The following is a 10,268-nucleotide window of genomic DNA, read 5'->3' as shown; positions in this document are numbered from 1 at the left end:
GCCCCATCGGGCTATTTATGTTGTCAAAGTACTTGCCTCTCCGACAAACTGCTAGTTCATCAATATTATCTAGCGCCAACAATGCTAACGCAAAGGGTTTGTGCGAACGCTTGGAACGGCTAATTTCTGCAGACAATAATTCAATAATCGTAGATTGCGTAAAAGTCCCCGTAATACTGTCGCGAATTGGCTCAGGGGGGTCATTTTTGGCTCGAAGCGCCGACAAAGTTCGAATATATCGGTCAACCACCGACAAACGAGCAATTAATTCATCGGGCTCTACTGGTTTTACAATATACTCATCTACAAACGTAGTGCGCTCATTTTCTTCTACATTCGCCATTACACTAGGAGCAATCAGCGCAAAAGCATAAATATATCCACTATGCTCTAACCGGCGAATTTGCTCAAGAAGTGCGGTTTTGGCCAGATCACAATCGAACACAATCACCTGAATTTTATCGCGCTGTAATACATCCCAGGCTTCTTGTTCCGTTTTCGCCTGGATCACATGATAACCACTTAACGCCAAGCGTTTCTTAAAACGGTCTAAGTCATATTCATCCGCCAAAAGCGTTAATACTCTCATGTTATGCTCCTTGATATGCTACCGGGGTATTACCACAATTATACTGGCAAATCATAAACTCAAGTGTTTTCCTTACTTCCCAAAAATCATACAAAAAAGCATAAAAATATCCCTGATATTTTTATGCTTTTTTACGACCGTAAACTGCCATCACTATATCACTGCATTAATCCCGCGTCCATCAAGCGATCATGCACATCCATGAATGAATCGGCCTGATCCTGTGCCAAAACTCCACTATTGACTAATTCCAACAGAACAGCTTCCAACACGTCTGGGCGGTCGCTACTTCCCATGCCAGCAATTCCCTGGGAGGATGTATACACGTCCACTTCACCATGCACAAGATTAAAATTATCGGCTTCTTCCTGGGTAATCACACCTTGCTCAACCGCAGTGGAGAGCATCTCGGCACGCTGGGCGGCTTCAAGTTCCGGGTCAAAGGCGTTGCCGCCCATATTTCCCTGCGGCATCACCTGTCCGCTGCCCAAAGCGCGAATATAGTTGATCACATCCCAGCGCGCCTGTTCGTCGAGAATATCACGATACGGAATCATGGAAGTCTCAAAAGGAATACCGCCCTCCGTGATACGCCAGAATAAATAGGCATCGCTCATCATCTGGCTGGTATGTGCAATGGCAGCCGGCGCCGGATCCAACGAGGCACCCCCAGGACCGTCGCCCATGCCACCATCGCCATGACAGGTAGCACATTGCGTAGTGAACACTTCTTCACCACGGGTGATGGATTCATCGTCCGCGGCGATGGGGTTGGTCAAGCCAGCGAAATCAGCCGGGACGCTGGCGCGGTGGCGCTCCATCATGCCGGAGCCTGGCCCCATGCCCATACCTGGGGAAGCGGATTCTACTTCGGTGCTGGCACTATCCCCGGAGGGTGTACATGCTGCGAGCATAACAGCCAGCACCACCAATATCCAGATTCGTTTCATCGTTCTTATTTCTCCTTCAAATGTGTAGTAATTTCACTGACTAATTCTTCAACGGGAACATACATCACACCCCGATTTTGCGGCGCGCCATAATCTTGAATCCAGGCAATTTTTCCATTTGCATCCACCAAAACGAATGTGTGCCCCGGTTCTCCGGTTGCAACAGCCCACTGAAGTACATCGTATGCCGTAGAAACTGTGTGCTCACTGTCCGATAGCAGGGGTGTGGCCGATTCGTCAATTCCATAATCAATTACGCCCTGAGATTGTTCTGTGGTGGTATCAAATGCAACGCTCAGCAAAGCGACATCCAGGGACTGAAAGGCCGGGTCTGTTTGCAGATCAACGATCTGCTGCAAACACGGCGGTCAGCCCACTGCCATGTGGAAATAGAGCAACACCGGCTGACCGGCGTAATCTGCTAACGAAATTAGCCTGCTATCCGTAGAAGGCAAACTAAAAGATGGGGCATCTGTACCTACTTGCACGCCTACCGGAGTACTGCTACATGCCTGCAAAAGAAAAGCGGCCAATAGGATTACAACCGAAATCATCCAGCGGATATTTGCTTTTCTTGAGAATTCCTGTTTTTGAAACATTGAAACTCCTATGGGTTATAGCGTCGCAAACGCAAGCTATTGGTCACGACAAAAATACTGCTAAAGGCCATCGCTCCGGCAGCCAACATGGGATTTAAAAAACCAACCGCCGCAGCAGGGATCAAAATTACATTATAGAAAAATGCCCAGAACAAATTTTGCTGGATAGTTTTCAAGGTTCGGCGTGAAAGCGCAATCGCCTTGGGCACACTGCGTAAATCACCGCTGATTAAGGTGATCGGCGCGGCGGCCATGGCTACATCGGTGCCGGTACCGATGGCAATGCCCACATCGGCCTGAGCCAGCGCAGGGGCATCGTTGATGCCATCACCCACCATCGCAACGACAGCAGCAGAATTGGCGACTTGTGCAGCTTGCAAACGTTTTATTTCCGCGGCTTTGTCGCCGGGCAGCACTTCTGCTAAAACATCTTCAATACCAACCTGAGCCGCAATTGCTCGCGCCGTCGGCTCGTTATCGCCCGTCATCATGGCTACACGCAAGCCCAAAGCGCGCAATTGGGAAATCGCTTCTACAGAGCCTTCCTTGATGGTATCGGCGACCGCGATCACACCGCCGAGACGACCATCAACCGCGACCAGCATGGCGGTTTTGGCCTCGGCTTGCAGGCGTTCAATTTGGGCTTCAAGATCGCCTAACTCCAGTGAGTGGCTCGCCATCATACGCGGGTTGCCAACCAGCACCTGACGGCCATCGACTTGCCCCAAAACGCCATGCCCCACTTCGGCGCGGAATCCTTCGGGCGTAGATAGACTCAAGCCGCGGTTGCCAGCTTCGGCCCAGATCGCTTCGCCCAGGGGATGCTCAGAACCTTTTTCAACCGAACCCGCCAGCCGCAAGAGTTCATCTTCGTCCAATTGCGCAGCTTCAGCCACAACAACATCCGTTACCGCGGGCTGGCCTTTAGTGATCGTACCGGTCTTGTCAAGTACAACCGTGGTCAGGCGACCTGCCCGCTCGAGAGCTTCGCCCGATTTGAGCAAAATGCCCATCTCTGCGCCTTTACCTGTGCCAACCATCACTGCGGTGGGTGTTGCCAGCCCCATCGCACAGGGACAGGCGATAACCAGCACAGCGACCATGTTGATCAGCGCCCGCGTGAATTGGGAGACTTCTAAAAGCGGATTAACCGGAACAATGAAATACCAGACCAAAAAAGTGAGTGCGGCAATCGTGATCACCACGGGTACAAAAATTGCCGAAACCTGATCGGCCATTTTCTGGATAGGCGCTTTGCTGCCCTGCGCTTCTTCCACCAGCCGGATGATTTGCGCCAGGGCCGTTTCTTTGCCGACTTTAACTGCCTCAAATTTGAGTAAACCCAACTTATTGAGCGTAGCGCCGACGAGCGAGTCGCCGGGGCCTTTCTCAACCGGCAGGGATTCTCCGGTAATCATCGATTCATCGACAGCAGATCGACCCTCGAGGATCACTCCATCGACAGGGATTTTTTCGCCGGGACGCACAATCACCACATCGCCAACCTGAACTTCATCGGCAGGGATTTCGATCTCAGCGCCGTCGCGCATCACCCTGGCGGTTTTGGCGCGCAGACTCATCAGCTTTTTGATGGCTTCACTGGTGCGCCCTTTTGCGCGCGCTTCGAGATATTTACCAACTTTTATCAGCGTGATAATCACCGCCGAGGTTTCAAAATAAACGTGGCCGGGCAGAACGCCGACCAGCACGAAAATGGAGTAAAGATAGGCCACGGATGAACCCATCGCCACGAGCACATCCATATTGGCAGAGCGGTTGCGCAGCGATTTGAAGGCCCCAACATAATATTGCCAGCCCACGTAGAATTGCACCGGCGTGGCGAGGGCGAACATCAGCCAGTTGGCCCAGGATTGGTGCGCCCACATTGGCAGCAAATTGACATCACGCGCCATTGAAAAGAGAAATAGCGGCAGCGCGAAAACCAACCCAACGATCAGCAAATGGCGTTGCTGATTGATCTCAGCTTCTCTGGCTTTTTGTTCGGCGTCTTCAGTTTCACCGCCCAAAGTCACAGCTTCGAAACCGGCGCCACGCACGACCTGGCGCAGTTCGGCCTGGCTAACCACGGTGGGAATATATTCAACCCGCGCCCGACCCGCCACAAAATTGACATTTGCAGAAAGCGCGCCGTCCACGGCTTGTAGAGTTTTCTCCAAGCGACGAGCGTCATTGTCGTCGCTCATGCGCTGGATGACAAAATCGGCCTCACCGGTAGCGACACCATAACCGGCGCGCTGAATGCGTTCCATAAAATCGCCGATGCCAACGAGTTGGGAATCAAACTCAATTGTGGCGCGTTCCGAAGAAAGGTTGACAGTCGCCCCGGCTACGCCATCCACTTTTTTAATATTCCGCTCAACCGCGGCTACGCAGTTGGCGCAAGTCATACCAGTTATCGGTAAAATGATTTGTTTGGTTTCAGACACGAGGCCTCTTTTAGGTTAAGCCAACAAAGGATATTGAAGCGCAGAACGCTCGAATATCCTTTGTTGAGGGTTTATTTCGCCGGATAATTGATTTCAGCCAGCAGGGCCTTGATGGCATCTTCGCTGGCGGGGACATCAAATTCGATGGTGGCGGTTTTGCTCTCGGCGCTGGCATCCACAATTGAAACGCCAGCCAGGTCGCCAACTTCCATCTTGATCGTGTGGACGCAATGCCCGCAAGAAATATTAGGGATATTATAAGTTACAGTGGTCATCGAAAACTCCTATCGTGTGAATAGATTTTTTATTGGACGTTATACAACTCAAACTTTGGTGGCAGCCTCGAAGATTTCAGTGACTTCCCGAAGTACGCGCTCGCGTTCATCGGGGTTTTCACCGCGCACTGCTGAAATCAGACAAGTATTCAAATGGTCATCCAAAATCATGGAACTGATTTTATTCAACGCTGATTGCACTGCATGAACCTGATGGATAACATCGATACAATATTTATCCTCTTCGATCATGCGCTGAATACCGCGCACATGACCTTCGACATTTTTTAGGCGCTTCAGCGCGTCTTCGTGCTTCATCATCGGGACCTCCTAACTACCCCCCCCAGGGGGGTAGGGACTACAATCATACCTATATCGGTCTGATTTGTCAAGCCGTCGATTAAAAGAACGCATACAGCCCCGCCTGTCGGCGGGGCTGTATGCGTTCTTTTTTATGCTATTGGCAAGTTATTGCGCCAAGGCGGCATCAAATGCGGCCCGAAACTCCGCCGCATCCACCCTGCCTAACCACTGCTCAACGACATTCCCTTGCGAATCAACCAGGAAAAAGTGCGGTTGAACCCGATAGCCTAATTCTCGTTTGATGGCCTCATTTGCGGCATCATCGACATCCAGATATGCAAAATTGACCTGACCGTAATACTCTACTTCTAGCCCGTGCACGACGGGCGCCATGGATTGGCAGGTGCCTCACCAAAAAGCGAAGAATTCAACCAATTGATATGAACCCGATGCCAATGCCACTGTGCTCGGGTCAGTAGCTTCCAAACCGGCGCGGGGGGCAGGCAGCGGATCATCTACCATATCGTCTGACTCCGTAGTCGATTCTTCGGCTACAGCTTCGATGGGAACGGCTGTTGGTTCCTCAGCAACCTCAATTACAGGCGCTTCTTCAACAACCGCGCTCTCCGGCGCTGCAGCATCATCCGTTGCGGGCGATGCTGCGGAACAAGCCGCCAGCAATATGGCGAGAAGCCCAACAATCGCGACACCCAATATCCATTTTCGTTTTTTCATAGAATTTACTCCTTTCCAGAATTAGATTGTATGCGCCATCAATACGCACGTCAATGACGCTACAATTAAGAGTAGATAAGTATATATTCTCTTACCCTTGCGAAACCTTGACACACACCGTCATCCCCCATACACTACCAACGCATAATCTGTATACTGCGCAGCGAAAATTTCCACGCCAAAAGGCACACCATGAACGCTAAATTCAAACAATACCTGCCCATCATTTCGATGGCTATCCTGCTCATCGGCGCGGGCTGGATCTGGCTCAGTGCGACCCCCGAAAACAGCACCACCGCTGGAGCGATCCCCGCCCCGCAGGAGGGCTTTCTGGCCCCTGATTTCACACTGAACACCCTCGCGGGGGAAACCATCCAACTCAGCGAGCTGCGCGGCCAGCCGGTACTCATCAATATTTGGGCCAGTTGGTGTCCGCCCTGCCGCACCGAAATGCCCGCCATGCAGCGCGTTTATCGCGACTTCCAGGAACAAGGCTTTGTGATTTTGGCGGTCAATGCCACCCAACAAGATACCCTCGCAAAAGCAGCCGACTTTGTCGCCGACAAGCACCTCGCTTTCCCCATATTGCTGGACACTGACGGAATAGTTTCGCACAGCTACCAAATTTCTTCGCTGCCAACGTCATTTTTTGTCGGGCGCGATGGCATCATCCGCGAAGTGGTCATCGGCGGCATGTCCGAAACCCTGATCCGCACGCGCGTTGAAAACCTGTTCGAGGAGGCGCCCTAAATGCTGCCCCTGATTCAAATCGGCCCGCTCCCCTTGCAAGCGCCTGGGCTTTTCCTCATCCTGGGCATGTGGCTCGGCCTATTACTGGCAGAGCGTTTGGCCGCACGCTTCGAAAGCACCGCCAACGATATTTACAACCTTACTTTTTTCGCCTTTATCGCCGGAATTCTTGGCGCGCGCTTGAGCTACGCGGCTCAGCACTGGGCTGCTTTCGCCGAGGCTCCACTCAACCTTTTCTCGCTCAATTCCGGCCTGCTCGATCCCATCGGCGGCAGCGCGGCTGGTTTGCTAGCAATGCTGATCTACGCCAATCGCAAAAATCTGGCCTTGTGGCATACCCTCGACGCGCTCACTCCTTTTCTGGCTGTGGCAAGCATCGGCTTCCATCTTTCCAATTTCGCTTCGGGAAAAGCCTTTGGCGCAGAAATCAACCTGCCGTGGAGCATTCATTTATGGGGATTGGATCGTCACCCCACGCAGATTTACGACACCCTGTTGGCAGTTCTAATTATAGGCTGGCTCTGGCTCCGCGCACGAAGAATTTCTGACTCGGCCCCGGGGTTGGCCGGTGGCATCTTCTGGGGATTTCTTGCCCTCAGCGCGGCGGCGCGCCTCTTCACCGAAGCTTTCCGCGGCGACAGCGTGCTGATCTTCAACAACTTGCGCGCCGCGCAGGTCATCGCCTGGCTTGTGCTAGCCCTGAGCTTATTCATGCTGCTGCGCCCGGAGAAAGCCCATGCCCCTGAGCGGTAAGACGATTCTGATCACCGGCGCGGCGCGGCGGCTGGGCAAGGTAATGGCATTGGCCGTAGCCCGCGCGGGCGGCGATGTCATTTTGCATCACGGCCATTCTCCCGTCGAGGCGGCTCAAACCCAAAGCGAAATTCAAGCCCTGGGGCGCAATGCGCATATCATTCAGGCCGATCTCAATGATCCGGCGCAAATTACCGCGCTCATCCCCAAGGCGGTGCAATTCGACCCACTCTTTGCGTTGGTGAATAATGCATCTATTTTCGATGCCCTCCGGCTGGAAAACACGCGCCTGGAAGACTGGGAGCGACATCAGCGCGTCAACCTGAGTGCGCCCTTTCTGCTGAGTCAGGCTTTTGCGGCCCACATCGACGCAGATGTGCCGGGGCGCATCATCAATATCCTCGATTGGCGCGCCCTGCGCCCGGAAGCCGATCATTTGCCCTACACGATCAGTAAAGCCGGGCTGGCCGCGCTGACCCGGTCGCTGGCAATTGCCCTGGCCCCCAATATCACTGTCAACGGGTTGGCCTTTGGCGCAATTCTGCCGCCCAGCGATGGCAATCTCAGCGAAGACTTGCTGGCGAATGTTCCGGCGGGGCGCTGGGCCATACTTGACGAAGTCGGGGAAGCACTGCTCTTTTTGCTGACTGGCCCCAGCTATATCACCGGAGAGATTATTCACCTGGACGGTGGCAGGCACCTGGTCTGAAGGAGAACATATGGATAAAACCATCATCAAAGATTTGGTAGCCCGCGGCATTATCGGCATTGAGGATTGGGAGCGCAAGAAGCTGCAAGAAATGCTGATAAATATTACGCTGTTTAGCGATCAAAGTCTGGCCTCACAAAGCGACGACATCGCCGACTGTATAAACTATCGCACAGTAGCCAAAAAGGTACAGGCGCACGCCGAAACTGCCGAGCGCCTCACTGTAGAGGCGTTGGCCGCCGATCTGGCAGATATTTGCCTGGGTGAGCCGCAGGTCGAAAAAGTGATCGTGCGCGTAGAAAAACCAGGCGCGGTGCGTTTTGCCAAATCGGTGGGAGTTGAAATTGAGCGTAGTAGATAACCCCATGCAACGCGTTTGTATCGAATTGGGCAGCAACATCGAACCTGCTGTCAATATTCCCAGGGCGGCGGCGTTGCTCCACGATTATTTCACGGTATTGGCAATTTCCAGCGCCTGGGAAACGCCTCCAGTAGGCTGTACGGGCTGCGGCAATTATATCAATGCGGCAATGCTAATCGAATCATCGGCAACGGCAGAGGCGCTAAAAACACAACTGCGCGCTATCGAAAGTCAATTAGGGCGCGTACGCACCAACGACAAATTCGCCGCGCGCACGATTGATCTGGATGTGTTGCTGATTGATGATGTGCTGATTGAACCTGATCTGTGGAAGTATGCCCATCTGGCTGTGCCTGTTGCAGAATTGCTGCCCGAGTTGCAGCAACCACAGGATGGCAGACGGTTGTGCGATCTTGCCAATGATTTGCTCGCAGAAACCCCCATCACATTGCGCGCCGAAGTTTTATTGAATCCACCCCAATGAGTAAACCAGCGCCCGGAAACAGGATCACCCCAAACGCTCGTCCGAATATCCCGTTTATTTTTGAGGACTTCTAAAATCGCAGGGGAGTTGATCCTCGACTGATATTATCCAGAAATTCCTGCCGGGTCGCCATATTTCTCCGAAAGTGCCCCACCATGGACGATGTGGTCATACGGGCATCATGTTTTTTTACGCCGCGCATCATGGAGCAAAGATGTACGCCTTCGAGCACAACCGCTACACCGCGCGGGTCTAAAAGTTCATCAATCAGATCGGCGATTTGCTGCGTCATGCGCTCTTGTACTTGCAAGCGGCGGGCAAACATATCGACAATGCGGGGGATTTTTGAAAGCCCGATTACGCGCCCATTAGGAAGATAGGCAACGTGCGCCCGTCCTAAAAATGGGATCATATGATGTTCACAAAGGCTGTAGAATTCAATATCGCGCACGATGACCATTTCATCGTAATTCACTTCAAATAACGCGCCGTTCAGCAACTCGATGGGGTCGGTGCGATAACCTGCCAACAACTCGCTATACGCACTGGCAACCCGTTCGGGGGTGCGTTGCAAACCCTCACGTTGCGGGTCTTCGCCAACCGCTTCGATAATGACTTTAATAGCTTTTTCAATCTCTTTTTCGTCAATGCCGCCATTTTCAAAAAGGTCGGCTATTTTGCGTACGGTATCATAATTTTGTTGCATAAGATATCCTGACCATAAGGCTCTTTGAAACTACCATGAAAAACCCTGTATTTGGGGATGTGAAGCGGGCAAAGCCCGCTTCACATCCCCAAATACGAATAACCACCACAGTGATTTCCAGAGACCCGGCTGTAATTAAGGCTCACAAGGCCATTAAGTCTAATGGATTGCGCCGAGAAGTCAAGCCGCCAGTAAGTCGAATGTTGTCAATCATCTGAAAGCAAGCTACAATATCTATCAGGCGTAGTTATTGGAGGAGAGATGAACTTATTAGAGTTAATTCGCAACATTGAACTCTTCAGAGGGCTGAATACCGAAGAACTGGAAGCCATTGCTGCAATATGTAAGTCACGCAATCTTAGCAAGGGCGAAATACTTGTTACTGAAAACGAGATCGGAGATGAATTTTACATCATCTCACAGGGCGCTGCCGAAGTATTGGTTCGAGCCGCTGCGCCCACGCCTCAAAGTATTATTCATTTGGGCAGCGGCCAGGTTGTCGGCGAAATGGCACTCGTCGATAAAGGACCACGCTCCGCCACTGTGAAGGTACTACAAGACAACACTCGCGTGCAGGTAATCCATAATGCCGATTTCAAAGCTCTTT

General features: G+C 52.2%; 16 protein-coding genes. 6 read left to right on the top strand and 10 right to left on the bottom strand.

Annotated elements, in window-relative coordinates:
• The 9 genes from HN413_15255 to HN413_15215 all read right to left on the bottom strand — a co-directional run.
• Positions 1 to 589, bottom strand: a 589-nt coding sequence (locus HN413_15255) for a hypothetical protein (GenBank protein MBT3391755.1), incomplete at its 3' end; no start/stop codon positions are given.
• A 158-nt stretch (positions 590 to 747) separates the two neighbouring features.
• Positions 748 to 1,539 carry a cytochrome c gene (locus HN413_15250; GenBank protein ID MBT3391754.1) on the bottom strand — a complete coding sequence of 264 codons (792 nt, stop codon included), beginning with the start codon at positions 1,537 to 1,539 and terminating at the stop codon, positions 748 to 750.
• A gap of 5 nt (positions 1,540 to 1,544) precedes the next feature.
• Positions 1,545 to 1,898: a redoxin domain-containing protein gene (locus tag HN413_15245; protein ID MBT3391753.1), complete on the bottom strand. Its 354-nt coding sequence runs from the start codon at positions 1,896 to 1,898 to the stop codon at positions 1,545 to 1,547.
• Positions 1,899 to 1,907: 9 nt separating this feature from the next.
• Positions 1,908 to 2,138, bottom strand: coding sequence for a redoxin domain-containing protein (locus HN413_15240; GenBank protein MBT3391752.1), 231 nt, complete (start codon positions 2,136 to 2,138; stop codon positions 1,908 to 1,910).
• Positions 2,139 to 2,146: 8 nt separating this feature from the next.
• Positions 2,147 to 4,546, bottom strand: coding sequence for a heavy metal translocating P-type ATPase (locus HN413_15235; protein MBT3391751.1), 2,400 nt, complete (start codon positions 4,544 to 4,546; stop codon positions 2,147 to 2,149).
• Positions 4,547 to 4,656: 110 nt separating this feature from the next.
• Entirely contained in the window at positions 4,657 to 4,860 is a 204-nt protein-coding gene (locus HN413_15230) for a heavy-metal-associated domain-containing protein (GenBank protein ID MBT3391750.1), read from the bottom strand.
• A 48-nt stretch (positions 4,861 to 4,908) separates the two neighbouring features.
• Positions 4,909 to 5,181: a metal-sensitive transcriptional regulator gene (locus tag HN413_15225; GenBank protein ID MBT3391749.1), complete on the bottom strand. Its 273-nt coding sequence runs from the start codon at positions 5,179 to 5,181 to the stop codon at positions 4,909 to 4,911.
• 147 nt (positions 5,182 to 5,328) lie between these two features.
• Positions 5,329 to 5,556, bottom strand: coding sequence for a thioredoxin family protein (locus HN413_15220; protein ID MBT3391748.1), 228 nt, complete (start codon positions 5,554 to 5,556; stop codon positions 5,329 to 5,331).
• Between the two features lie 15 nt (positions 5,557 to 5,571).
• A complete protein-coding gene (locus tag HN413_15215; protein MBT3391747.1) occupies positions 5,572 to 5,898 on the bottom strand; it encodes a hypothetical protein in 327 nt (108 codons plus the stop codon).
• 231 nt (positions 5,899 to 6,129) lie between these two features.
• Between HN413_15215 and HN413_15210 the strand changes: the two genes are divergently transcribed.
• Genes HN413_15210 through folK form a run of 5 tightly spaced genes read left to right on the top strand, consistent with a single transcriptional unit; the run spans position 6,130 to position 8,955 of the window.
• Positions 6,130 to 6,648 (top strand): TlpA family protein disulfide reductase, encoded by a 519-nt coding sequence (locus HN413_15210; GenBank protein MBT3391746.1) that lies wholly within the window; start codon positions 6,130 to 6,132, stop codon positions 6,646 to 6,648.
• A complete protein-coding gene (locus HN413_15205; GenBank protein ID MBT3391745.1) occupies positions 6,649 to 7,401 on the top strand; it encodes a hypothetical protein in 753 nt (250 codons plus the stop codon).
• A complete protein-coding gene (locus tag HN413_15200) occupies positions 7,385 to 8,110 on the top strand; it encodes an SDR family oxidoreductase (GenBank protein ID MBT3391744.1) in 726 nt (241 codons plus the stop codon). Before HN413_15205 ends, HN413_15200 begins: the two co-directional genes overlap by 17 nt.
• A gap of 10 nt (positions 8,111 to 8,120) precedes the next feature.
• Positions 8,121 to 8,471 (top strand): dihydroneopterin aldolase, encoded by a 351-nt coding sequence (locus HN413_15195; GenBank protein ID MBT3391743.1) that lies wholly within the window; start codon positions 8,121 to 8,123, stop codon positions 8,469 to 8,471.
• A complete protein-coding gene (folK, locus tag HN413_15190; protein ID MBT3391742.1) occupies positions 8,455 to 8,955 on the top strand; it encodes a 2-amino-4-hydroxy-6-hydroxymethyldihydropteridine diphosphokinase in 501 nt (166 codons plus the stop codon). Before HN413_15195 ends, folK begins: the two co-directional genes overlap by 17 nt.
• Positions 8,956 to 9,025: 70 nt before the next feature.
• Here the strand turns inward: folK and folE are convergent, their stop codons facing one another.
• Entirely contained in the window at positions 9,026 to 9,661 is a 636-nt protein-coding gene (folE, locus tag HN413_15185) for a GTP cyclohydrolase I FolE (protein MBT3391741.1), read from the bottom strand.
• A gap of 261 nt (positions 9,662 to 9,922) precedes the next feature.
• Between folE and HN413_15180 the strand changes: the two genes are divergently transcribed.
• The coding region (locus tag HN413_15180; GenBank protein ID MBT3391740.1) for a cyclic nucleotide-binding domain-containing protein at positions 9,923 to 10,268 on the top strand (346 nt) is incomplete at its 3' end.

This window comes from Chloroflexota bacterium (genome assembly GCA_018648225.1).
GTDB lineage: Bacteria > Chloroflexota > Anaerolineae > Anaerolineales > UBA11858 > NIOZ-UU35.
The sequence above is the reverse complement of the archived record's forward strand: the minus strand, read 5'-3'. Positions and strand labels throughout refer to the sequence as shown.

Bases quoted from the DNA above. Each gene is read 5' to 3' on its own strand.
- HN413_15250 (MBT3391754.1), bottom strand. From the start codon at position 1,539: ATGAAACGAATCTGGATATTGGTGGTGCTGGCTGTTATGCTCGCAGCA.
- HN413_15240 (MBT3391752.1), bottom strand. From the start codon at position 2,138: ATGTTTCAAAAACAGGAATTCTCAAGAAAAGCAAATATCCGCTGGATG.
- HN413_15235 (MBT3391751.1), bottom strand. From the start codon at position 4,546: ATGACTTGCGCCAACTGCGTAGCCGCGGTTGAGCGGAATATTAAAAAA.
- HN413_15230 (MBT3391750.1), bottom strand. From the start codon at position 4,860: ATGACCACTGTAACTTATAATATCCCTAATATTTCTTGCGGGCATTGC.
- HN413_15225 (MBT3391749.1), bottom strand. From the start codon at position 5,181: ATGATGAAGCACGAAGACGCGCTGAAGCGCCTAAAAAATGTCGAAGGT.
- HN413_15220 (MBT3391748.1), bottom strand. From the start codon at position 5,556: ATGGCGCCCGTCGTGCACGGGCTAGAAGTAGAGTATTACGGTCAGGTC.
- HN413_15215 (MBT3391747.1), bottom strand. From the start codon at position 5,898: ATGAAAAAACGAAAATGGATATTGGGTGTCGCGATTGTTGGGCTTCTC.
- HN413_15210 (MBT3391746.1), top strand. From the start codon at position 6,130: ATGGCTATCCTGCTCATCGGCGCGGGCTGGATCTGGCTCAGTGCGACC.
- HN413_15205 (MBT3391745.1), top strand. From the start codon at position 6,649: ATGCTGCCCCTGATTCAAATCGGCCCGCTCCCCTTGCAAGCGCCTGGG.
- HN413_15200 (MBT3391744.1), top strand. From the start codon at position 7,385: ATGCCCCTGAGCGGTAAGACGATTCTGATCACCGGCGCGGCGCGGCGG.
- HN413_15195 (MBT3391743.1), top strand. From the start codon at position 8,121: ATGGATAAAACCATCATCAAAGATTTGGTAGCCCGCGGCATTATCGGC.
- folE (MBT3391741.1), bottom strand. From the start codon at position 9,661: ATGCAACAAAATTATGATACCGTACGCAAAATAGCCGACCTTTTTGAA.